The sequence below is a fragment of the Nocardia sp. NPDC055165 genome (genome assembly GCF_053606985.1).
This window is the reverse complement of sequence record NZ_JBSGSS010000019.1, coordinates 46,447-67,604: the sequence shown is the minus strand read 5'-3', so window position 1 is coordinate 67,604 and position 21,158 is coordinate 46,447. Positions and strand designations below refer to the sequence as shown.

Below are 21,158 nucleotides of genomic sequence, written 5' to 3'. Positions count from 1 at the left end.
AAAAGGATTACCGCACACATGAATTCCCTCCCCGAACCCACCGTCGTGATCGTGCCCGGTCTGCGCGACCATGTCGCTGGCCACTGGCAGACGCTGCTCGCCGACACCCTCGACAAGGTGGCGATCGTGCCGCCGCTCGAGCGCGACGGGCTGAGCCTGGCCGCGCGGGTCGCCGCACTCGAGGCAGTGCTCGCCGAGATCGACGGCCCTGTCGTCCTGGTCGCGCACAGCGCGGGCGTGATGATCACCGTCCACTGGGCTCAGCAGTCCGACCGGCCGGTGCGCGGCGCGCTGCTCGCGACACCGCCCGACTTCGAAACCCCGCTGCCACCGGGCTATCCGACCGCCGAGGAACTGGCGGCCAACGGCTGGACACCGATCCCGCGGCGGCAGTTGCCGTTCCCGAGCATCGTGGCCGCGAGCAGCACCGATCCCTTGGCCACGACGCGTCGCGTCGCGGGCCTGGCCGAGGTGTGGGGGAGCAGGCTGGTCGACCTCGGCGACGTCGGCCATCTGAATCCGGCGGCGGGCTACGGTCCGTGGCCGCGCGCCCAGGAACTGCTCGACGAACTCCTCGACCTCACCGGGGAGCTCACCCGATGACAACCGTGTTCGCCACGGCCGCCGCGGCGGTCGCCGATATCAGGTCCGGATCTTCGCTCGCCGTCGGCGGTTTCGGGGTGTGCGGCATTCCCGACGCACTCGTCGCCGCACTGGCGGCGGGTACGGCCGACGAGCTGGAGATCTTCTCGAACAACTGCGGCACCGACAGTCATGGGCTGGGGATCTTGCTGGCGCAGAAGCGTATCCGTCGGATCACCGCGTCCTATGTCGGGGAGAACGCCGAGTTCGCGCGCCAGTATCTGTCCGGTGAACTGGAAGTCGAACTGACACCGCAGGGCACCCTCGCCGAGAAACTGCGCGCGGGCGGGACCGGGATTCCGGCCTTCTTCACCGGGGCGGGTGTCGGGACGCCGGTATCCGACGGGGGATTGCCGTGGCGGTACCGGTCCGACGGGTCCGTCGCGATCGCCTCGCCCGCCAAAGAGGTCCGCACCTTCCATGGTCGCCGGTTCGTGCTCGAGGAATCCATCACCGCCGACTACGCGCTCGTGCACGCCCTGATCGGCGACACCGACGGAAATCTGGTGTTCAACAAGGCCGCCCGCAATTTCAACCCGCTCGCCGCGATGGCGGGCACGGTGTGTATCGCCCAGGTCGAGACGCTGGTGCCCGCCGGTTCCCTCGACCCGGCGCAGGTGCATCTGCCCGGCGTGTTCGTCGACCGGATCGTGGACACCGGGCCGCAGACCAAACTCATCGAAAGGCGGACCGTGTCATGACCGCATCGACGGTGGCGCTCGGCTGGACGCGCACCGAGATGGCCGCCCGCGCCGCGCGGGAACTACGGTCCGGCGAGTACGTCAACCTCGGTATCGGGCTGCCGACCCTGATCCCCAACTTCCTGCCCGAGGGTGTGGCGGTGACGCTGCATTCGGAGAACGGGATCCTCGGCACCGGTCCCTACCCCCGCGACGACGACGTCGACGCCGACCTGATCAACGCGGGCAAGGAAACCGTCACCGTCGCCGACGGCGCCTCGTTCTTCGATTCGTCGCTCAGTTTCGGCATGATCCGTGGTGGCCACATCGACACCGCGGTCCTCGGCGGCATGCAGGTCTCGGCCGCGGGCGACCTCGCCAACTGGATGGTGCCGGGTCAGCTGGTCAAAGGGATGGGTGGGGCGATGGACCTGGTCCACGGCGCCCGCCGCGTGATCGTGGTGATGACGCACACCGACAAGGCGGGTACCCCGAAAATCGTGCCGACCTGTACCTTGCCGCTCACCGGGGCGGGCGTCGTGCATCGGATCATCACCGACTTGGCTGTCATCGACGTCGAGCCGACGGGTCTGGTCCTGCGCGAATGCGCACCGGGCGTGCGCGAGGAACACGTCCGCGCCGTGACCGCGGCACCGCTCACGTCGGGCTGATCACCTTCTTGCGCTGGTGCCCGTAGACCACCGAGGTGCGGACGTTGGCGAGTTCCGGACGCGTCGTCAGCTTGTCCAGGACCACCCCGTGCAGATGGTCGGTGTCGCGGACGGCCACGTGCACGAGGAAATCGTCGTTGCCGGTGAGCACGAACAGCGAGATCACCTCGGGCATCTGCTCCAGGAACGCCTGGAAGCCCTCGATCACCGCGCGGGTCGGCGGGTGGACGCGCACGGCGATCACGGCCTGCAACCCGCGCCCGATCGCCGCGAGGTCGGCCTCCGCGTGGAACCCCGTCAGGATGCCGCGTTCGCGCAGCGATCTGATCCGCTCCAGACAGGTCGAGGGGGCGATGTCGAGCGCTTGGGCCATGTCGCGATTGGTGCGCCGACCATCCTGTTGGAGCATCCGTACCAACGCCGAATCTAGTTCGTCCACGCTCGCCTCTCTCCATCAATTTCCGAATCTAGTTCGGAGTGTACGTATAGCTGCTGACTATGTTGCTAGCGTCTCGCCGGTCAGCTGATTTTCGTTCGGCTGCGATACTTCGGAAAGGGGTGCCTTCCGGTGCGTGAACGAGGGCCGAGCGTGGGGGCGGTGGGCGCGGTAGTGACGGCCGCGCTGTTGTGGAGCAGTTCCTACGCGGTGACGAAAGTGCTGTTGGCCGACCTCGGTCCGCTCAGTATCGGGGCCGTTCGATTCACCATGGCGGCGTTGCTGCTCGCCGCGATGGTGCGACTGGACCGCCACCGCGGCGACCGGCCGGATGCCGGGCAGCGGCGCCTGCTCTACCTGTGCGGATTGCTCGGCATCACCGTCTATTTCGTCCTCGAGAACGTCGGCGTGGATCTGTCCACAGCCTCCGACGCGGCTCTCATCGTGGCGACGTACCCGCTGATGACGATGCTGCTGGAGCTGGCCGTCCTGCGCGTCCGGCTGCCGCCGCTGCGGGTGACGGGCGTGCTGCTGGCCACCGCCGGTGCCGTTCTCGTGGTCCACGACGGTGCCCGGATCGGCGGCAGCGCACGGTGGCTGGGCGACATCATCCTGCTGCTCGGCGGACTGGCCTGGGCGGGCTACAACGTGCTCGGCAAGCGGGCGAGTGCCGGGCACGGCGCCCTGACCGTCACCTACTACCAGACCATGGCGGGGGCGGGCGGATTCCTCCTGATCGCGCTCCTGGAAGCCGACAGCTGGCGCATGCCCGACGTGACCACGTCGTCGCTGCTCGTCTACCTGGCCGTGGCGTGCTCGGTCGGCGGGTTCCTGCTCTACAACTACGGCCTGCGCAGGATGGCGCCGAGCGTCGCGGTGAACATCCTCAACCTGGTCCCGGTCTTCGGCGTGCTCAGCGCCGTGATCATCAACGGCGAACCGTTCCGGCTCGCCCAGGTGGCGGGCGGCGCGGTCATCGTCGCCGGTGTCGCACTGGGTTTGATCGAACGGCAATCGTGCGCCCCGGCCGAGCGGCCGAGCGACGTCCTGGTTCGCCCCTGAGCTGGTGAAATTCCGGTCAGCGGAGGTCGTCGGGGTGCGGGCCGGTGCCGAACGGGTTCGGCTCGTCCTCGGCGAGGATGCCCACGAAAGGTTCGCCCTCGTCGGCGAAGGTGTACGCGCCGCCTTCGATGCGGTCGATCAGGCCGTGCGTCCAGGCTGCTTCGCTGTCGGCGGAGTGCACCCACATGTTCATGATCTCGCCGATGTGTCCGAGCTGCCCCGGACCCTGCTCCGGCGTGTAGTACTCGGTGACCGAGGCACGCCACTGTTCGAGGCCGATCATTCGTTGCTTCAGGAGCGCGACGGCCTCGGCGCGCGGTAGGTCGACGATGAAACCGATGGCGGCCGAGATCATGTCCATCTGCTGGTCGTACGAGGTCAGAGCCTCGCGGAGCAGTGTGAGGAACTCCTCGGTGCCCTTGTCGGTGACCTCGTACTCGACGCGGGGCGGACCGCCGGCGGTGCTCGGGGCGACCTCGTGCGCGAGGAGCAGTCCCTGCTTGGCCATCTGCTTGAGCGCGTGGTAGATCGAGCCGGGCTTGGCGTTGGACCATTCGTGCGCGCCCCAGAATTCCAGGTCGTTGCGCACCTGATAACCGTGCGCTCGGCCGTGCTGACGGACCGCGCCGAGGACCAGCAACCGGATCGCTGACATGGACGTCTCCCTTCCGAGCGAGTGCGATCAAAATAGCAGTATTCAAGTTTGACTAACCGAACCGGCCCCGGTACCTTGGCCATCTAGTCAAATTTGATCACTGGTGATGGAGGGTGTTTTGACTGACCACGATCTCTCGATCGTCGTCGAAGGCCTGCGCAAGAAGTACGGGGCGAAGCAGGCCCTCGACGGACTCGATCTCGCTGTTCGGGCCGGTACCGTGCACGCGGTACTCGGCCCGAACGGCGCGGGAAAGACCACGGCCGTGCGCATCATGTCCACGTTGCTCCGGCCGGAGGAAGGGCGGGTCGAGGTGGCGGGCATCGACGTGCGCACGCGAGCCGACGAGGTGCGTTCACGCATCGGCCTGCTCGGCCAGAGCGCGGCTGTCGACGAGGAACTCAGCGGTCGGCAGAACCTGGAGATGTTCGGGCGTCTCTACCACCTGGGCGCGCGGCGCGCGGGTGTCAGGGCCGACGAACTCCTCGCGCGATTCGGTCTCGCGGACACCGGCAAGAAAGCGGTCAAGCAGTACAGCGGCGGTATGCGCCGGCGGCTCGACCTCGCGGCGTCGCTCATCTCCGCACCGCAGGTGCTGTTCCTGGACGAACCCACGACCGGGCTCGATCCCCGCGGTCGCGCCGAGGTGTGGAGTTCGGTGCGCTCCCTGGTCGACGGCGGCACCACCGTGCTGTTGACCACGCAATACCTGGAGGAGGCCGATCAATTGGCCGATCAGATCTCGGTGATCGACCACGGGAAGGTCATCGCGGCGGGCACCGCCGACCAGCTGAAATCCAAGACCGGCGGCGACCGCATCGACGTAGTCCTGCACGACTCCACCCAACTGGCCCTCGCGGCCGCGCTCATCCCCGGCGAGGCGGTGGTGGACGAGGACCGGCGGATGGTCAGTGCCGCGGTCGGCGACCGGATGGCGGCGCTCACCGAGACGGTCCGGGCGCTGGAGTCCAACGGCATCGAAGCCGAGGACATCGCGATCAGACGGCCGACGCTCGACGAAGTCTTCATGCAGCTGACCAAGGAGGACGCGGCGTGAGCGCGACATATTCGACGAACCGGACCCTGAGCACGGCGCTCACCGATTCCTGGACGATGACCAGACGCGAGCTGGCGCACTGGGCCCGTCAGCCCGTCCAGGTGGTCGTCGGGCTGGTGTTCCCGGTGATGCTTTTGCTGATGTTCAGCTACCTGATCGGCGGCGGGCGCGGCATCGACGGTGACTTCAAGGATTATCTGGTCCCCGGAATCCTCACCATGACAATGGCCTTCGGTCTCGAGGCGACCATGCTCGCGGTGACCCAGGACCTCGGCAAGGGGGTCATCGATCGATTCCGCTCGATGCCGATGAACTCGGCCGCGGTCCTGGTGGGTCGCAGCGTCGCCGACATGCTGCAGTCGGCGGTCGGGCTGATCGTGATGATCGCGGTCGGGTACGCGATCGGCTGGCGCTGGCACGATGGTGCCGCCTCGTTCCTGGCGGCGGTAGGGCTGTTGTTGCTGTTCCGCTTCGCGATGTTGTGGATCGGCATCTACCTGGCGATGGTCGCGGGCAAGCCCGAGCTGGTGCAGGCGGTGCAGATCCTGGTCTGGCCGATCAGCTTCCTCTCCAATGCCATCGCCTCGCCCGAGTCGATGCCGTCCTGGCTGGGTGCGGTCGTCGAGTGGAACCCGATGTCGGCGACGGCTACGGCGGTGCGCGGTCTGCTGGGCAATCCGGGTGCGGTCGGCGACTCCTGGGCCGGGGCACACGCCGAAATGCTGGCGGTGGCATGGCCGCTCGGTTTGATCGCGGTGTTCTTCCCGCTGGCAGTGAAGCGGTTCCGGGATCTGAGTCGCTAGCTCAGCGCGGCATCTCGGTGGTCCTGCTCCGCGCGAGCCGGGTAGCCCCATTCTCGGCACGCCGTCCTCAGCGCGTCCGGGATCGTCTCGTCGGCGGGCAGTGGCCGGGCAGGCTGGATGGCGCCGGAGCGGATGGTGTCGCTCCAGTCGCCGATGCCGCGAATGTAGCTGCCGTGGTCGAAACGGCCGTAGTCCAGCATCGAGGGCTGCCACTCGACGTCGAGGAACCGGCACAGGCCGCGCACGGTTTCCTCGGGGCGGTGGGTCAGGTCCTCGTAGCGGATCTCGTGGCCGTCCAGCGTCGCCCTGGCCTCGTTCATCGCCGCGACGAACTCCAGCGTCCGCCGCACCGGGTCGATCTCACGGCGATCCGCCCACGCGCGGCCCAGCGAGTCGGCGATCTGGACCGGGTGGCGCAACAGGAACACGTAGCGGGCGCCGGGCCAGCACGCGGCGATCCGTCGCCAGGTCAGCACGCTGCTCGTCGTCTTGTTGACCATCCGGTCCTTCCCGCTGCGTTCCAGCTCGTGGTGCAGCAGGCGGTCCCAGAGGAGATGTTCGAGCTCACGGATAGTCAGGCCGAGCGCGTCCAGCGAGATACTCGCGTAGCGCTCGGTGATGTCGTCGGCGGCCCACTCCAGTTCCTGGACGGTCAGCAGGTTCAGGTGGAGTTCGTGTGGGGCGTGGATGCGTGCGTGGCTGTCGAGGACCGACCGCAGCAGGGTCGACCCGGATCGGGGCGCGGACAGGATGAAGATCGGCGCGGGCACGAGGCGGTTCGCGGTCGTCTGCTTCACGGGCGTGGGCTCGGTAGCACAGCGGTGATCAGGCCCCGGCGGATCAGGAGATCGAGGACGTGATCGGCGGATTCGGCGACCGGCTCGGCGGTGGTGTCTATCCGCAGAGCGGGCAACAGCGGTTCCTCGTAGGCCGCGTCGACCCCGGTGAGCTGGGTGAGCTCGCCTCTGGATCGGCGCCCGTACAGGCCCTTGACGTCGCGTTGTGTGCAGGTGGAAAGCGCTGTCGCGACGTGGACTTCGGCGAAGTCGAGGCCGGCGTCGTCGTGGCGCACCCGCATCAGCGTGCGATCGGCGGCGTACGGCGCGATGGCTGCCACGAGAACGAGCACGCCGTGCCCGGCCAGCATCAGCGCGAGGGTGGTGATCCGGCCGAGATTCTGTGTGCGGTCGTCGGGGGAGAGGCCGAGTTCGGGCCACAGCCGCCCGCGCACATCGTCGCCGTCGAGTACCTCGACCCGATGCCCGGCGGCCGCCACCCGCTGCCGGGTGGCGGCTGCGATGGTGGATTTTCCCGAACTGGGCAGCCCGGTCAGCAGAACTGTCCCGCCCGGTCTGCAGGGCCCGTCATTCATCAGACATTTCTGACAGGGCGAAATTATGTGGGGGTATCGATTGTGCGATCGACGCGTAAACGCCTGCTGCCCAATAGAATTCGTCCTGGCACGATAAGGGAAACGGTGCCACTGATAATGATTCGGCGCATCTCTGGCCTAGTTTCCGAAGACGAGACTGCGCAGAACCAGGAACCGCAGACCGCCGACCGCGGCCATGACGGCGATCACCGCACCCGCCTGCGCGACCTCCCCGAGATCCGGCGCCAGGAAATCCAGCCCGGCCAGCGCCGCCGTGCTGATGCCGAGGCCGAGCAGCGCCAGTCCGCCGCCCTCCCACTGCGCGGTGAATCCGCCGACCCTGCCTCCTGCCCGGAAGGTGAGCTGGCGGTGCAATTCGTTGGCGATCACGGTGCTCACCATCGACCCGGCGACATTGGCGACCAGTGGGCCGCTGTCGTGCATGGCCATGAACAACAGCACATAGGCGATGTTGCTGGCACCGCCGACCAGAGCGAACCGGATCAGCTGAGCGAGGGCGTGGTCGCCGCGCAGGAATCGCAGCACACGGATGGGGTCGACGTGCGACGCAGAGCCGACCCACGGTGCGTAGGTGCTGGTGGGCAGCATTCCGGGGCGGGTGATCTGCGAGGCGGTCATGTTCGTTCCGATCGAGCGTGCGGACCCGGCGGTGCTGCCGGACAACGCTTGTGACTATACGTAGAAGTATACGTATAAACAAGTGTCGCGGCGGTACGGCAACCGTGATCGGCAAGATCGGCATTGGCACCCGCGGCGCAGTCGGCGGACACTGGAGGAATGGTTGACAGGGAGCAACGCACACCCTTCTACGGGGTGGTGCTGATTCTCGCAGCGTTGGGCGCGTCGATGGCGGTCAGTTACTACGGGCCGACCTGGTTTCGCGTCACCGTCTACATCCTCACGGCGGTGGTAGTCCTGGTCGGCGGTGTCATGACCTTCCGCGACTACTCGCACTGACGCAGCGAAACTCGCGCGTCGCACCCTGGCCTGTCAGGGGGCGCGATGGGTTGTGCTGGTGCAGTATGGGTCCCGGCCAGCTCGCCGGGCTGCACCCGGCCGTACCCGCTGAGGAGTTCGCCGTGGCTTACATCGTGGATTTCGAGACCGTTTCGACCCGGGGATTGGAGTCGTCGCCGGTCGCCGACGCGCTCGCGGGATTGCGGGCGAACGAGGCCAGGTATTTCAAGAACAAATACGATCATGTCTTCACAGTGGAGCCCGCGAGCGAGGCGAAATCGGCTGTCGACCGGGTGAGCCGGATACTCGCCGAAGAACGTGACATCGTCATCGCCTCGCGCCCGCTCGAAGCTACCGCTTTCCAGGTCGAGAACATTCGTATGGCCTATGTCTTCTACGAAAGCGGCCTGTCGATCAACGTGATGTACTCGATCGACGATGCGAAGAAGCGGGCGGTCGGGTTCAAGCTCAGCGACGGAATGGAAGTACCCGCCGAGCTCGACTCGTTCAAGTTCGCCCGGCAGAAGTCGAAGCTCGCAGGCACCATTCGCGGTTCCTACTTCGTCATCAAGGGCGAGTACTGACCGGTCCGGCGCTGGATTCATCGTGCGGCAAACCCTGTTGGGAGTGCGGCTGCGGCGAGGACCCTGTGGTGGTTCGAGTATTCCCGCCTCGCTGCCGCAAGGAGACTCTCATGACCGTCGAAGCCAGTACCCGACTCAACAACGTGGATATCGACGCCGTCGGTGGTCTCGTGGCGGCTGTTCGAGCCGATCCGGCCAAGGGGCAGACCACCTGGGCGGCGCATGTCGGGTGGAAGGGCGGGTTCGCCTCGGAGGCGCGCGTCCGCAAGTTCGCGCCGATCCCGTCGGACGAGCCGTCGGCGCTCGGCGGCGCCGACACCGCCCCCAACCCCGTCGAACAACTGCTCGCGGCCCTCGGCAACTGCCTGGCGGTCGGCTACGCGGCCAACGCCACGATCGCCGGCATCCGCATCGACGATCTGCGCATCGACGTGAAGGGCGACCTCGACCTGCACGTTTTCCTCGGGCTCGCCCAGGGACACGCGGGCTTCGAGTCCATCACCGCGACAGTGTCGATCGATTCGGACGCCTCCCGGGAGCAGCTCGAGGACCTGCACACGAAGGTGCTGTCCAGCTCGCCGGTGGGGCACACAGTGCGCACCGCGGTGCCCGTCGACATCACCCTCGCCTAGGCGGGGGCCTCCCCGCCACGCGCGGCTCCGTCGTTCGAATTCGTTGCACTGCCGAGAATTTCGGCCGTAAACAGAACAGTCCCCGGTAGTCTCCATCGAAACCATGAGCTCAGTCGTCGCTGACAACTCCGGTATTCGATTGGCTTGCCGGGGGCTTAGCCAGATCCTGAAATGTCGTCACTACCGTCGGCGAACGTCTTCGTCGGCAGTGCGGCTCATTCCGGTATTCCGGTGTATATCCAGTCTTCTCCGGATCTGCTCGATGTCAATACCTTCGCGCTGTCGAATATTGCCTGATTTCGAACGTCGTGACGACGGCCGTCGCATTGTGTGGACGGTCTTTTCGGAGGACAGTGGATATGTCCGGTGGCGCCCGCCGGGGCGCCGCCCTTCCTGGAGTAGGAGGTGGCCCGTGTACGCACGTTCCAGCACATTCGCTGCCCAGCGGTCGTCGATCGACCGTGGTATCGCATACCTCCACAATGCGGTGATGCCGAATATGCCCGAAATCGACGGGTGGGTCGGTATGTCACTGATGGTGGACAGGGCGACAGGCCGATGCATCGCCACGACCGCGTGGGAATCGGAGGACGCCCTGCACGACAGCAGGATGCGCGTCCGATCGCTGCGCGACGGTCTGGCCGAAGCGCTCAACGGACAGGTCGAGCACATCGAGGAATGGGAAGTCGCGGTCATGCACCGCGATCACCTGGCCGGCGCGAGTGCCTGCACCCGATGCACCTGGATCCAGGTCGACCCGACGGCAGTCGACTTGGCGATCCACACGTTCAAGTCCAGCTTGCTGCCGGAATTCGAGAAGATCGAAGGATTCCGCAGCGCCAGCCTGTTCGTCGACCGGGACACCGGCCGAGGGGTGGGATCCACGGTCTGGGCAAGCCGAGAGGAATTGGACAACAGCCGCCCCCTGGTGGATCGCATGCGCGCCGAAGCGATCCGCACCATGGGAGCCGAGGTCCTCGAGGTGGCGGAGTTCCGACTCGGCTTCGCCCATCTGCGCGTCCCCGAGTTGGTCTGAACGACGAGACATCCGGCCGCGGAGCGGCAACTCCCGGCCGGCCTTCGGGCTGTATCGGAGGAGCATTGTGAATGCCTCGAGCGGAGCCGACGAACCACTCGACGCGGCTGAGCGCGCGGAACTACAGCGCCTGCGACAGGAGCTGGCCGAACTTCGTAGCGCCCGCGATGAGAAATCGCCGAACGTTGCTCCGGCCGAGGGCCGACGTCCCTCCGGTCACCGGAGATTGCGCTGGACAGGTGCGGCGGTCCTGCTCGTGCTGGTCGCCGTCCTGTCCTTTTCCGCGGTCCTCGCCCGCTACGCCCACAGCGAGGTCCTCGACACCGACCGCTATGTCCGGACAATGGCCGCGCTGGGGTCGGACCCGGTGCTGCAGGGCGAACTCACCGATCAGATCACCGATGAGGTCATGACGCGCCTCGATGTCGAGGCGATCACCGCCGACGCGCTGCGGTCGATCGCCGACGACGCTCCCCGCGTGCCGCCCGCCGTGGTCGGGCTGGCGCCGGTGATCGCCGATCAGGCCGAGTCGTTCGTGCACCGGACGGTGGCATCGTTCGTGGCCTCCGACCAGTTCGAAGCCCTGTGGATCCAGGCCAACGAGCAGGCGCATCAGGCGCTGGTCGCGGTGCTGACCGGGCAGACCCGGCCTGGCGTCGATGTCAGCGATCAGGGCGTGGTCAGCATCTCGCTGGCCCCGATCATCGACCGGGTTCGGGCAGCGCTGATCGATCGGGGGTTCGCGTTCGCGGACAAGGTCCCCACGGTCGACAAGTCGTTCGTGCTGTTCGAATCGCCCGAACTCGTCAAGGCGCAGCGGGCGACCTCGGCATTGGACAAGGCCTCCGCGGTGCTGCCCTGGCTGACCCTGCTGGCCGCCGTCGGTGCCGTGTGGGTGGCGCCGAACGGCGCACGCCGACGCGCCGTTGCGCTGGTCGGAGTCAGCATCGCGATCGCGATGGCGCTGCTGGCCGTGGCGATCGCTCTCGGCCGGTCGTGGTATCTGGGGGCCGTGCCTGCGGACGTGCTCTCCGCGCAGGCGGCCACGGTGCTGATCGACACCGTGCTGGTTCCGCTGCGCACCGCGTTGCGGGCGGTGTTCGTGCTGGCCGTGGTGATCGCGGTCGTCGGCTACCTCACCGGATCGTCGGGATCGGCGGCCGCGGTCCGTGGCGCTGGTACTCGGGCGCTCGACGCGCTGCGCCCCGAGCACGGGCGGGCCCCGAATCCGATCGAGTCCGCGGTCGCGCGGTTCCGCATCCCGCTGCGGGTGGTCATCGTCGTGATCGCGGTGACGACGCTGGTGTTCTGGCCGTACCCGTCGGGCGTGGTCGTGGTGGTGACCGTGCTCGTCGCGGTGGCAGCCCTGCTGGTGGTGGAACTGGTGGCACGGCCCGCGCTGGTCGAACGCGACTCACCGGTCACGGAGGCGGTGCCGGCTCGGGACGGGTGAGTGCCGCTCGGATCAGGTCTTCTCGTCGAGGTCACGGCGTCGTCGGTCCGACGTTCACGGTGAATTCCGTGTTGCAATGGATTCCGGTCATAGCAAACAGCAGAAGTACGTCACGACTGCCGGGATGGTGAGCGTCGATGAGCAACGATTCGGCTGGGCAGACGGGCGGCACACAGCGACTGCTGGCGGTGTTGCTGGCGATGGCGATGTTCGTGCTCGTCGTCGATACATCGCTGATGAACGTGTCGATCTCGGCGGTGGTGCGAGATCTCGACACGACCGTCAGCGGGGTCCAGGCGGCGATCGCGTTGGAAGCGCTGGTTTCGGCCGCATTCATTCTGATCGGCGGAAAAGCAGGTGACCTGATCGGACGTAAGCGGGCCTATGCGCTGGGATTGATCGGCTACGCGATCGGGGCGACGGCGATGGCGTTCGCGCAGAGCCTGATCGCGATCGTCATCTTCTGGGCGGTGCTCGGCGGGATCGGCGCGTCGCTGCTGTTGCCCGCCATGCAATCGCTGATCCACGGCAACTTCGAAGGCGCGGCGCAGAAGAAGGTCTATGCCCTGGTCGGCGCGGCGGCCGCGATCGCGGCCGCGGTCGGCCCACTGCTCGGCGGATTCATCACCACCTACCTGTCGTGGCGCGTCGGGTTCGTGTTGGAGGTCGTCGTTATCGCGATCGTGCTGTCCGGGATGGGCATCGTCCGCGATGTGTCCTATACCGGCCCACGCAGCGTCGACCTGGTCGGGGCGGTGCTGTCGGTACTCGGTATGGGCGGAATCGTGCTGGGAATCCTGGTGTGGCAGGAGGGCGGCGAAGCGGTCGGCGCCCTCCTGGCCCTCGGGGCCGTCGCGCTGGCCGGCCTCGCCTATTGGCTCGTTCGGCGCAAGCGTGCGGGCAAATCGATACTGCTCGACCCGGACCTGTTCCGTTCCAAGGCCTTCCGGCTGGGCATCTCGGGACAGATGCTGCAGCAGATCGCCCTCGGCGGCACGATGATCGCCCTGCCGATCTACCTGCAGATGGTGCTCGAGTACAACGCGATGCAAGCAGGACTGTCCATCGCGCCCCTGTCGTTGAGCATGTTCGCCGTAGCGCTGCTCACCGGCAGATACGCGGGCGATCGGCCCGCGAGCACCATCATCCGGTGGGGATTCGTGCTCCTGACGGTCGGGACGGTGGTACTCGTTCCGATCGTGCCCCGCGCGGAATTCGGCTGGGGGCTCATCATTCCCCTCATCATCGCGGGCTCAGGGCTGGGTCTGCTGGTGTCTCAGCTCAACAACTACACACTGGCCCCGATCGAGGAGGAGCGGATCAGCGAGGCCGCCGGCGTCAATTCGGCGGCCGGGTCGTTCGGGTTGTCCTTCGGGCTGGCGTTCGCCGGCGCCATCATGCTGGCGACGTTGTCGATCACCTTCACGAGCATGGCGGAATCGAGCACGGTGCTCCCGCAGGCACAGCAACAACAGGTGGCGCAGGTGCTGGAGGACGACGCCGAGATCATGAGCAACACCCAGCTCGATCAGCTGCTCGTCGACCAACCGCCGCAGATCCGCGACGAGATCGTTCGCATCAACACCGAGGCTCGGCCCTTCGCTCTGCAGGTGGCACTACTGGTTCCGCTGCTGGCCGGTCTCGTCGGGTTGTTCACCTCGTTCCGGATGAGACGCATCCCGGAAGCCGTGCCGAAGCCGTCCTGATCCCGGTCGCGATATCGGCGGGGCATTCGGCCCTGCCGGCAACAAGGTGGCGATCAGCCACACCTGGGGTCCCTGGTGTGGAGTGCGGCTCCGGACGATGGTTTACCTATGAGTGGCGCGAAATCGACTACCGAGGTGTGGCGGGAGAAGTTCCGGGCCCGCCGCCGGACCAGGTTCGTCGTGGCGTTCGGAGTTCTCCTCGCGGGACTGAGCACGGCTGCCGTAGTCGTCTTGCCCCGACTTGCGTCCGCGATGTCCGGCATGGATGTCTCGACCATGCTGATCTGGCTGGCGATTCCGGTCTTCCTTGTCGCCGTCGTGGCGGAGTTCGTGTACCTCGAGCGTCACGGCAAGCCTTACGACTACCGTGACTCAGCTACCTCCATCGCCGCCGGTGTGGGGTATCAAGTGCTCAACATTCCCTGGGCGCTGGCGGAGCTCGCGATCTTCGCAACTGTTTCCTCGCTGGTGCCGTGGCACCTCGAGGGCTGGGTTGCGTGGGCCGTCGCGCTGATCGGGGTCGACTTCGCCTACTACTGGTTTCATCGCGCGCACCACGAAATCCGGGTGTTCTGGTCGGTCCACGTCGTGCATCACTCGAGCGAGAACTTCAACCTCACCACAGCACTGCGTACGCCATGGCTGGTTGTCACGTCCCTGCCGTTCCTGGCACCGCTGGCGCTGTCGGGAATCGATGGCAAGATCATCGCCGCCTCCTACGCGATCAACCTGCTGTACCAGTTCGGCATCCACACCGAGGCCATCGGCAAACTCTGGGCGCCTATCGAATTCGTGTTCAACACACCGAGCCACCACCGCGTGCACCACGGCTCCAACACTGAATACCTCGACCGCAACTACGGTGGCGTGCTCATCATCTGGGACCGCGTCTTCGGCTCCTTCGAACCGGAGGGCGAGCAGGCGATCTACGGCCTCACCAAGAACGTCGACACCTACAACATCGCAAAGATCAACGCCCGCGAGATAGTCGCGATCTGGCAGGACGTGCAGAACGCGGCGAAATTCTCGGACAAGCTCGGGTTCCTGTTCCGAGGTCCTGGTTGGCGGCCACAGCCGACCTGAGCGAGCAGCTCTTCGAGTTCGAGCCACCCGTGACGTCATCATGGGCAGGCAGGGACCGCGATCGGCAGCGGCAGCCTGGCCGCGCTATTCGGTGAAGTCGACCTTGGTGCCGTCGATCCAGCCCGGCAGGCTGTCCGCGACGAAGTCGGACATGTCGCGGCCCGCGTCGATCGTCGATTCGACGTCGGCGAGGTAGGTGGCCATCGCGCGTTTGGCCGACGGCGTGGACGCCGCGGTGAGGAAGTGGGCGCGTTCGATGTGCAGGCCCTTCTCGAGTGAGGTCGAACCACCCTGGTAGACAGCGTGTTTGATACCACGGACCGCCGTGGGGGAGCGCTTCGCCAACCTGGCAGCCGTCGCCTGCGCCTCGGTCAGCAGCTCGTCGGCGTCGATCAATCTGTGCACGAGCCCGATCTCCAGCGCCCGGCTCGGGGTGATCGGAGCGCCCTCGAGACACAATTCGAGCGCACGCCCCGCGCCGAGCACGCGAGTGAGCATCTGGGTGCCACCGCCGCCGGGGATGATGCCGACCAGGATCTCGGGCTGCCCGATTTCGAAGGGACCATCGGCCATCAGGCGCAGGTCGCAAGCCAGCGACAGCTCGCAACCGCCACCCAGCGCGCGGCCGTTGAGCGCGGCGATGAAGACGGTGCTGGACTCCCGCATCAGTCGGCACACCTCGTGATAGCGGCGGAGATTCGCGACACCGCCCGCGCCGGCCCGGGCCAAGCCCGACTGCCCGCCGGGAACATGGTCGGCCAAGGAACTCATCCGCAGCGCTGCGCCCGCCGTGCGCGCGTTCAGCGTCAGCGGTGCGGCCTCGACGCCCTCCAGGATCTCCGACACCGAGTAATGGCTGACGAAGACCCCGTCGACGGCGCTGGTGAGCACAACCGCACGGACTCCGTCGTCACCGTCGATGGCGCGCAGGAGGTCGAGTAGTTCACCCATCACGGCATCGGTGAGGAAGTTGTAGGGCGGGTTGTTCAACCAGATGGTTTGAACGGGGCCGTTCCGGTCGGTGCGGAGAAATTCCATGCCATTGCCTTTCGTTGTCGCTATTGCCCGTAGGCACGTTCGAGTTCGGCCAGCGCGTCACCGCAGTACGGTGCGACCCGTTGGACATGGGGCAGTGCGGTCGCGCACGCGGTCACACACAGGTTGAGGCGATTCGCGTAGGACAGGATCGTCAGGTTGAGTGCTTGACCGTCGAGCGGGATCGATACCGCGTGCCACTCCTCCAGGGTCATACCGTTGTAGTGCAATTGCCGGCTCGGTCCCGGCATATTGGAGATGACGACATTGAACATCGGCGTGATCCGGCTGCTCACGCCGAGTACCAGACTCGCGCCGAAGGGCGCCATGAGCATCGCCGTGTACGCCATGACCGCCGCGCCCGACATCCGGCTCATGTGTTCCTTGGCAGCGACCGTCGAGGCGACGATCGCCGAGACGCGTTCCCGCACATCGGTGATGTCGGTCGCGAGGGTGGCCAGCGCCATGGTCGTCGCGTTGCCCTCGGCGTCGTCGCTGTCCTTGGGTCGGAACGACATCGGCATGCCGGCGATCAGTGAGTCCGCGGGCAGCGCGTCGATCTCGGCGAGGTAGCGGCGCAGGCCGCCCGCGCAGATCGCGAGGATGACGTCGTTGATCGTTCCCCCGCATCGCTGAGCGAGCGCGGTGATGCGGGCCAGATCGAACGACTGGGTGGCTATCCGGCGTTCGGCGGTGATCGCGCCGTTGAGGATCGATGCCGGCGCGGAGTACGGCTTGACCAGGGCCGCATCGGATTCGAACAGCCCGCCGTACATGCGTGAGATCGCCTGCACACCCGTGAGCTGATCGGCGATTCCCCGGATCGGAGCGTTCATCAGTCGCCGGAGCGAGGAGACCGGGCTCGCGCCCGTACCTTCCGAATCCGGGGTGGGGTGGGGCCGGGGCTTCCGGGTTTCGCGATAGGCCCAGATCGCAGGCCTGCCGCGTTCGTCGGGATCGTTCGACATCACTTTGCGGGCGAGCCGCACGGTGGCGACGCCGTCGAGCAGGGCGTGGTGTCCTTTGACGTAGAGCGCCAGACGTCCGTCGTCGAGGCCCTCGATGACGTGCAGTTGCCACAGTGGGTGCGACCGATCCATCGGTACACCGTGCAGGCGCGAGACGAGGGCGCCGAGCTCACGCTGTCCGCCCGGCGCGGGCAGTACATGGTGCTGGAGGTGGTAGTCGAGATCCGGTGCCTCGACGCTGACCCATTGTGGGAGCACGCGAGCGATCAGCGCGGAGTCGATGCGGCGGTCGAAGGGGCTGGTCGCACCGGTGTAGGTCCGTAGGTCGTCGAGCAGGTCCGCGACGAAGTCCGGGCCCGCGTCCGGTGGCAGCCGGAAGATGTCGAGGTGTGCGATGTTCATCAGGTTGGAGTCGGTTTCCCCCCAGAGGAAGGCGACATCGATCGGGTTCAGCGTGGTGGTCGACATGGGGTGGTGGCCTCCGGCGAGAATTCTGTAGTGGACGCGGCTCGCAACGCTGCTCGGCCGTCAGTGGCGGTGTCGGTCATACGTCGTTCTCGGTGCGCGCGGTAGGCAGTACTGCCGTCAGCCATGCGGTGAGTTCGGCATCTACCCGATCCAGGGCTGTGGTCGATCGCTGCGCCTTGGCGACCAGGATCGCGCCCTCGATCGCCGCGATCGCGGTGGTCGACAGCGATTGGGCGCGTGGCATCGGTACCCCTTGTTGCCACAGCGCGACGGTGATCAGCGACTCCCAGGACGCGAAGGCCTCGCCCGCGGCGTTCTTCGCCTCGGCGAAATCGCCGCTTTCCAGCGCGCCCGCGGCGATGGGGCAGCCTGCCGCGAAATCGGTGTCGTGGAGCTGGCGCCGGAAGAGGTCGACGATGTGCGACAGCGTCGCGGTGGGGCCACTCGTGGCCAGATCGTTGAGGATCATCGACGCCATCAGCGCCCCGGCGTGCCGGGTGGCCTCCTCGGCCAGCTGTGCCTTCCCGCCGGGGAAGTGGTGATAGATCGAGCCCCGGGGCGCCTGCGAGCGGGCGATCACGTCGGCGAAGGAGGTGCCCTCGATGCCCTTCTCCCGGAAAAGCAGGGCGGCGCCGATCAGCATCTTGTCGCGGGCCGACGCTGTCACTCCGGCCGCGCTGTTCTCTGCGGTCACCACGTCACCATCCTATGTCCATCATCATATCCAGATTCTGCCACGATCCCGTTCGCGCACCATTCCACCTGAGTTACGCAGGTAGAAACACATTCGCCATTGACTGTAACACGCAGTTACGGCTACATTGCTGTCATCCCACTATGTAGCGCGTCATAGACGACGAGCTCGTTCGGATCACCGATGATCCGAGGCAGAAGGGCATTCGCAGATGAGCTTCCCCATCGAGACGACCGACGGACATCGCCTGGTCGTCACCACGGCCGGCGACCTCGCCCGGCCCACCGTCGTGCTGGTACACGGCTTCCCCGACGACCAGACGGTCTGGAACGGCGTCGCGCGCGTGCTGTCGGACCGGTTCCACACCGTGACGTTCGACGTACGTGGCAGCGGCGAATCGGACAAACCCCGGGCGATCTCCGCCTATCGCAAGGATCAGCTCGCCGCCGACATCGGCGCGGTAGCCGCGGCGGTCTCCCCGGACCGGCCGGTGCACCTGATCGGCCACGACTGGGGCGCGGTGCAGGCCTGGCACGCCGCCGCGGCCCCGGCGACGCGCTCGGCGATCGCCTCCCTGACCTCGATCTCCGGGCCCTGCCTGGACGGTGTCCCGCACTGGTTGCGCAGCAGCCTCGCCGCCGGACCGGCCGGATGGCGTGCGGTCGCCACGATGTGGAAGTCCCCGCTCTACATGGGCGCGCTGGCCACCCCCGTGCTCGGCGCGCTGCTGTGCAGGCTCGGCCTCGTCGACGCCGCGATCGGGCTCGCGCACCGACTGGAAGCCGGTGTGGCACCGAATATCTCGCCGCACCGGGCGCGCGACAACCGCGCCGGCCTCAAGATCTACAGCGCCAATCTGGTACCGACGCTGCTCCGTCCCCACCTGCGCAGGGTCGGTGTGCCGGTGCAGGTGCTCGCCCCGCGTCGCGACATCTTCATCACGCCCGCCGCGCAGCGCGACGTGGCCCACGTCGCCGACCAGTGGCAGGTCCACGACGTCGACGGCGGCCACTGGGCCCCGGCGTTCAACCCCGCCGAGATCGCCGACCGCATCCGCGCGTTCGTCGACGCCGTCGAAGCAGCCACCACCGCAACCCAGGCAGGAGAACCCCGTGAGCACTCTGCGTGATCAAGACAAAGTCGCACTCAAAGCACGTGCCGTGGAATGGGATTGGACCGGTCTGCCGTTCCACTACGTCTACGACGACCCGTTCTCGACTCATGTGATCAACAGCTTCAACATGCTGCTGCCCGAGGGCGAGGTGTTCTTCGTCCAGGTTTTCCAGCAGGCGTTGCCGCTGATCACCGATCCCGAGGTCCACGAGGACGTCGTGGGTTTCATCGGGCAGGAGGCCACGCACTCGTCCGCGCATCAGAGCCTGGTCGACTACCTCGACCTGCACGGGCTCGATTCCACCCGGTTCACCGACCAGATCCGGTGGTTCTTCCGGGCACTGCTCGGCGAGCGCGAACTGACCGACCGGCGTGCGCACAACTGGCTGCTCGAACGTGTCGCCGTCGTCGCGGCGCTCGAGCACTTCACGTCGTACCTGGGCGACTGGGCGCTCAACGCCGACGCGTGGCGCCGAGGCACCATCGAGACGCGAGTGCTCGACCTGGTGCTGTGGCACCTTGCCGAGGAAGTCGAACATCGGCACGTCGCCTACGACCTGTTCACGCATCTGGACGGTAGCTATTGGCATCGCATCAGGGCCTATCTGGTTGCGATGCCCACCTTCGCCTTGCTGCACTTGCGCGGAATGCGGCTGCTGCTCAACGACGATCCGGTCGCCGAACGCGGACTGTTCGCGACAGTGCGTGCCGCGCGCCGCGCCTGGCGCGCGGGGATGGTGCCGTCACCCGGCAGCCTCGCGAAGATGTCCATCGAGTACTTCAGGCCGTCCTACCATCCGCGCAAGTACGGCTCGACCTCGCAGGCGGTCGCCTACCTCGCGGCCTCTCCCGCCGCACTGGCCGCGTCATGAGCGAGATCCGGACCACCGCGGACCGGGTCGGCGTCGTGCTCGACCGTCGCCGCATCCCACCGTCTTTCACCGATCCGAACCGGCCCGACCGGGTCATGCGGGCCTACCGTTCCCTGCTGCGCTTCTACAGTGCGCTCAGCAACATGCGCCTGCCCGCGACCGGGCCTGCGGTCGTGGAGCGTGGCATCGCGGTCCGGGTTGTGGAGAAGACGACCGAGGCGCTGGGCGTGGTCAGCCTCACGCTGCGATCATGCTCAGGGGAGGAGCTGCCGCCCTGGCATCCCGGCTCGCACATCGACGTCACATTGCCGTCGGGGACGGTTCGCCAGTACTCGTTGTGCGGCGATCCCGACGACCGGACGACGTACCGGATCGCAGTGCGCTGGATCGACGGCGGAACGGCGTCGACCGAGATCCACGACGACGTACGCGCAGGCTCGATCCTCTCGATCCGCGGCCCCCGCAATGCTTTCCCGTTCGCCGATCCCCGGCTGGCGAAGGCCGACATCGACAACATCGCCTTCGTCGCCGGCGGGATCGGCATCACCGCCCTGCTGCCCATGATCGGCCACGCCCACCGCTCCGGCCTCGACTGGACCCTCACCTACTTCGGCCGCAACGAAGCGACCCTGCCGTTCCTGGCAGAGCTCGCCGCCACGGACCGGAACCGGGTCCGCGTGCTGACCACCGAGCGCAACGGCCGCCCCGATCCTGCCGAGCTGCTCGCCGATGTCCGCGCCGGGTCGTCGATCTACTACTGCGGTCCGCCCGTGCTGCACGATGCTTTTCGTGCGCTCCTACCCGAAACAGGCGCGGCGGGACTGCATTTCGAACGCTTCTCGGCACCACCGGTGATCGGCGGCGACCAGTTCCGAATCCGTTTGGCGCGCACCGATACCGAGGTCGAGGTCGCCGCGGACCAGTCAGCCCTGTCCGCGGTGCGCGCGACCCGGCCGGGCACCGCCTACTCGTGTCAGCAAGGTTTCTGCGGCACTTGCCGGGTCAAGGTGCTCGCCGGTGCCATCGAGAGTCGAGGGACCGCGCGGTTCCTCGAGGAACCCGACACGATGCTGCTGTGCACCGACCGTGCGCGAGGACGTCGAGTCACCGTCGACCTGTGATCACCGATACCGAGGACGCGTGATGCGCGTATCACTG

24 protein-coding genes are annotated in these 21,158 nt (G+C 66.9%); 16 read left to right on the top strand and 8 right to left on the bottom strand.

All coding sequences use genetic code 11. From position 1 onward, the window contains the following. Positions 1 to 18: 18 nt before the first annotated feature. Genes ACWFRF_RS30315 through ACWFRF_RS30305 form a run of 3 tightly spaced genes read left to right on the top strand, consistent with a single transcriptional unit; the run spans position 19 to position 1,993 of the window. Positions 19 to 603 carry an RBBP9/YdeN family alpha/beta hydrolase gene (locus ACWFRF_RS30315; RefSeq protein ID WP_452453538.1) on the top strand — a complete coding sequence of 195 codons (585 nt, stop codon included), beginning with the start codon at positions 19 to 21 and terminating at the stop codon, positions 601 to 603. Next, a complete protein-coding gene (locus ACWFRF_RS30310) occupies positions 600 to 1,343 on the top strand; it encodes a CoA transferase subunit A (protein WP_452453536.1) in 744 nt (247 codons plus the stop codon). The genes ACWFRF_RS30315 and ACWFRF_RS30310 overlap by 4 nt, the downstream gene beginning before the upstream one ends. Next, positions 1,340 to 1,993, top strand: coding sequence for a CoA transferase subunit B (locus ACWFRF_RS30305; RefSeq protein ID WP_452453534.1), 654 nt, complete (start codon positions 1,340 to 1,342; stop codon positions 1,991 to 1,993). Before ACWFRF_RS30310 ends, ACWFRF_RS30305 begins: the two co-directional genes overlap by 4 nt. On the opposite strand, the gene ACWFRF_RS30300 is transcribed toward ACWFRF_RS30305, so the two are convergent. Further along, complete coding sequence (locus ACWFRF_RS30300; protein WP_378994618.1) at positions 1,980 to 2,432, bottom strand: Lrp/AsnC family transcriptional regulator; 453 nt, start codon at positions 2,430 to 2,432, stop codon at positions 1,980 to 1,982. The genes ACWFRF_RS30305 and ACWFRF_RS30300 overlap by 14 nt on opposite strands. Before the next feature lie 129 nt (positions 2,433 to 2,561). Here ACWFRF_RS30300 and ACWFRF_RS30295 point away from each other — a divergent pair, with 129 nt between their 5' ends. After that, positions 2,562 to 3,491 carry a DMT family transporter gene (locus ACWFRF_RS30295; RefSeq protein ID WP_452453531.1) on the top strand — a complete coding sequence of 310 codons (930 nt, stop codon included), beginning with the start codon at positions 2,562 to 2,564 and terminating at the stop codon, positions 3,489 to 3,491. Between the two features lie 16 nt (positions 3,492 to 3,507). On the opposite strand, the gene ACWFRF_RS30290 is transcribed toward ACWFRF_RS30295, so the two are convergent. After that, positions 3,508 to 4,146 (bottom strand): PadR family transcriptional regulator, encoded by a 639-nt coding sequence (locus tag ACWFRF_RS30290; protein ID WP_379312540.1) that lies wholly within the window; start codon positions 4,144 to 4,146, stop codon positions 3,508 to 3,510. 118 nt (positions 4,147 to 4,264) lie between these two features. On the opposite strand from ACWFRF_RS30290, the gene ACWFRF_RS30285 reads away from it, so the two are divergent. Continuing rightward, on the top strand, positions 4,265 to 5,203 hold the full coding sequence (locus ACWFRF_RS30285) for an ATP-binding cassette domain-containing protein (protein WP_379312541.1): 939 nt from the start codon (positions 4,265 to 4,267) through the stop codon (positions 5,201 to 5,203). Then, a complete protein-coding gene (locus ACWFRF_RS30280) occupies positions 5,200 to 6,006 on the top strand; it encodes an ABC transporter permease (protein WP_387445293.1) in 807 nt (268 codons plus the stop codon). The genes ACWFRF_RS30285 and ACWFRF_RS30280 overlap by 4 nt, the downstream gene beginning before the upstream one ends. Here the strand turns inward: ACWFRF_RS30280 and ACWFRF_RS30275 are convergent. The 3 genes from ACWFRF_RS30275 to ACWFRF_RS30265 form a co-directional block, all read right to left on the bottom strand. Continuing rightward, positions 6,003 to 6,803 carry a sulfotransferase family protein gene (locus tag ACWFRF_RS30275; protein ID WP_452453529.1) on the bottom strand — a complete coding sequence of 267 codons (801 nt, stop codon included), beginning with the start codon at positions 6,801 to 6,803 and terminating at the stop codon, positions 6,003 to 6,005. The genes ACWFRF_RS30280 and ACWFRF_RS30275 overlap by 4 nt on opposite strands. Then, positions 6,800 to 7,378, bottom strand: coding sequence for an adenylyl-sulfate kinase (gene cysC / locus ACWFRF_RS30270; RefSeq protein ID WP_452453527.1), 579 nt, complete (start codon positions 7,376 to 7,378; stop codon positions 6,800 to 6,802). The genes ACWFRF_RS30275 and cysC overlap by 4 nt, the downstream gene beginning before the upstream one ends. Before the next feature lie 138 nt (positions 7,379 to 7,516). Beyond that, positions 7,517 to 8,017, bottom strand: coding sequence for a GtrA family protein (locus ACWFRF_RS30265; RefSeq protein WP_452453525.1), 501 nt, complete (start codon positions 8,015 to 8,017; stop codon positions 7,517 to 7,519). Positions 8,018 to 8,176: 159 nt separating this feature from the next. On the opposite strand from ACWFRF_RS30265, the gene ACWFRF_RS30260 reads away from it, so the two are divergent. The 7 genes from ACWFRF_RS30260 (at position 8,177) to ACWFRF_RS30230 (ending at position 14,850) form a co-directional block, all read left to right on the top strand. After that, positions 8,177 to 8,356, top strand: a complete 180-nt coding sequence (locus ACWFRF_RS30260; protein ID WP_358068566.1) for a hypothetical protein — start codon at positions 8,177 to 8,179, stop codon at positions 8,354 to 8,356. Between the two features lie 122 nt (positions 8,357 to 8,478). Then, positions 8,479 to 8,940, top strand: coding sequence for a phage tail protein (locus ACWFRF_RS30255; protein ID WP_452453522.1), 462 nt, complete (start codon positions 8,479 to 8,481; stop codon positions 8,938 to 8,940). 110 nt (positions 8,941 to 9,050) lie between these two features. Next, positions 9,051 to 9,572 (top strand): OsmC family protein, encoded by a 522-nt coding sequence (locus ACWFRF_RS30250; protein ID WP_378994593.1) that lies wholly within the window; start codon positions 9,051 to 9,053, stop codon positions 9,570 to 9,572. 490 nt (positions 9,573 to 10,062) lie between these two features. Further along, positions 10,063 to 10,608 (top strand): hypothetical protein, encoded by a 546-nt coding sequence (locus tag ACWFRF_RS30245; protein WP_379312548.1) that lies wholly within the window; start codon positions 10,063 to 10,065, stop codon positions 10,606 to 10,608. 67 nt (positions 10,609 to 10,675) lie between these two features. Beyond that, complete coding sequence (locus tag ACWFRF_RS30240) at positions 10,676 to 12,061, top strand: hypothetical protein (RefSeq protein ID WP_452453520.1); 1,386 nt, start codon at positions 10,676 to 10,678, stop codon at positions 12,059 to 12,061. A 137-nt stretch (positions 12,062 to 12,198) separates the two neighbouring features. Then, positions 12,199 to 13,767 (top strand): MFS transporter, encoded by a 1,569-nt coding sequence (locus tag ACWFRF_RS30235; RefSeq protein WP_379312550.1) that lies wholly within the window; start codon positions 12,199 to 12,201, stop codon positions 13,765 to 13,767. Between the two features lie 108 nt (positions 13,768 to 13,875). Then, complete coding sequence (locus ACWFRF_RS30230) at positions 13,876 to 14,850, top strand: sterol desaturase family protein (RefSeq protein ID WP_452453518.1); 975 nt, start codon at positions 13,876 to 13,878, stop codon at positions 14,848 to 14,850. Between the two features lie 84 nt (positions 14,851 to 14,934). On the opposite strand, the gene ACWFRF_RS30225 is transcribed toward ACWFRF_RS30230, so the two are convergent. From ACWFRF_RS30225 to ACWFRF_RS30215, 3 genes are all read right to left on the bottom strand, one after another. Continuing rightward, a complete protein-coding gene (locus tag ACWFRF_RS30225) occupies positions 14,935 to 15,888 on the bottom strand; it encodes an enoyl-CoA hydratase/isomerase family protein (RefSeq protein ID WP_379312553.1) in 954 nt (317 codons plus the stop codon). 20 nt (positions 15,889 to 15,908) lie between these two features. Next, on the bottom strand, positions 15,909 to 17,321 hold the full coding sequence (locus tag ACWFRF_RS30220) for a WS/DGAT/MGAT family O-acyltransferase (RefSeq protein ID WP_452453516.1): 1,413 nt from the start codon (positions 17,319 to 17,321) through the stop codon (positions 15,909 to 15,911). A gap of 76 nt (positions 17,322 to 17,397) precedes the next feature. Then, positions 17,398 to 18,015 (bottom strand): TetR/AcrR family transcriptional regulator, encoded by a 618-nt coding sequence (locus ACWFRF_RS30215; protein ID WP_378994578.1) that lies wholly within the window; start codon positions 18,013 to 18,015, stop codon positions 17,398 to 17,400. A 211-nt stretch (positions 18,016 to 18,226) separates the two neighbouring features. On the opposite strand from ACWFRF_RS30215, the gene ACWFRF_RS30210 reads away from it, so the two are divergent. From ACWFRF_RS30210 to ACWFRF_RS30200, 3 genes are read left to right on the top strand one after another with little or no spacing between them, the layout of a single operon-like run. Then, positions 18,227 to 19,144 carry an alpha/beta fold hydrolase gene (locus ACWFRF_RS30210; protein ID WP_452453514.1) on the top strand — a complete coding sequence of 306 codons (918 nt, stop codon included), beginning with the start codon at positions 18,227 to 18,229 and terminating at the stop codon, positions 19,142 to 19,144. Continuing rightward, positions 19,128 to 20,000, top strand: a complete 873-nt coding sequence (locus ACWFRF_RS30205) for a metal-dependent hydrolase (RefSeq protein WP_452453512.1) — start codon at positions 19,128 to 19,130, stop codon at positions 19,998 to 20,000. Before ACWFRF_RS30210 ends, ACWFRF_RS30205 begins: the two co-directional genes overlap by 17 nt. Continuing rightward, positions 19,997 to 21,121 (top strand): PDR/VanB family oxidoreductase, encoded by a 1,125-nt coding sequence (locus ACWFRF_RS30200; protein ID WP_452453511.1) that lies wholly within the window; start codon positions 19,997 to 19,999, stop codon positions 21,119 to 21,121. Before ACWFRF_RS30205 ends, ACWFRF_RS30200 begins: the two co-directional genes overlap by 4 nt. Positions 21,122 to 21,158 lie beyond the last annotated feature (37 nt).

Bases quoted from the DNA above. Each gene is read 5' to 3' on its own strand.
- ACWFRF_RS30245 (WP_379312548.1), top strand. From the start codon at position 10,063: ATGCCGAATATGCCCGAAATCGACGGGTGGGTCGGTATGTCACTGATG.
- ACWFRF_RS30260 (WP_358068566.1), top strand. From the start codon at position 8,177: ATGGTTGACAGGGAGCAACGCACACCCTTCTACGGGGTGGTGCTGATT.
- ACWFRF_RS30310 (WP_452453536.1), top strand. From the start codon at position 600: ATGACAACCGTGTTCGCCACGGCCGCCGCGGCGGTCGCCGATATCAGG.
- cysC (WP_452453527.1), bottom strand. From the start codon at position 7,378: ATGAATGACGGGCCCTGCAGACCGGGCGGGACAGTTCTGCTGACCGGG.
- ACWFRF_RS30210 (WP_452453514.1), top strand. From the start codon at position 18,227: ATGAGCTTCCCCATCGAGACGACCGACGGACATCGCCTGGTCGTCACC.
- ACWFRF_RS30225 (WP_379312553.1), bottom strand. From the start codon at position 15,888: ATGGAATTTCTCCGCACCGACCGGAACGGCCCCGTTCAAACCATCTGG.
- ACWFRF_RS30200 (WP_452453511.1), top strand. From the start codon at position 19,997: ATGAGCGAGATCCGGACCACCGCGGACCGGGTCGGCGTCGTGCTCGAC.
- ACWFRF_RS30315 (WP_452453538.1), top strand. From the start codon at position 19: ATGAATTCCCTCCCCGAACCCACCGTCGTGATCGTGCCCGGTCTGCGC.
- ACWFRF_RS30305 (WP_452453534.1), top strand. From the start codon at position 1,340: ATGACCGCATCGACGGTGGCGCTCGGCTGGACGCGCACCGAGATGGCC.
- ACWFRF_RS30290 (WP_379312540.1), bottom strand. From the start codon at position 4,146: ATGTCAGCGATCCGGTTGCTGGTCCTCGGCGCGGTCCGTCAGCACGGC.
- ACWFRF_RS30265 (WP_452453525.1), bottom strand. From the start codon at position 8,017: ATGACCGCCTCGCAGATCACCCGCCCCGGAATGCTGCCCACCAGCACC.
- ACWFRF_RS30230 (WP_452453518.1), top strand. From the start codon at position 13,876: ATGAGTGGCGCGAAATCGACTACCGAGGTGTGGCGGGAGAAGTTCCGG.
- ACWFRF_RS30220 (WP_452453516.1), bottom strand. From the start codon at position 17,321: ATGTCGACCACCACGCTGAACCCGATCGATGTCGCCTTCCTCTGGGGG.
- ACWFRF_RS30235 (WP_379312550.1), top strand. From the start codon at position 12,199: ATGAGCAACGATTCGGCTGGGCAGACGGGCGGCACACAGCGACTGCTG.
- ACWFRF_RS30250 (WP_378994593.1), top strand. From the start codon at position 9,051: ATGACCGTCGAAGCCAGTACCCGACTCAACAACGTGGATATCGACGCC.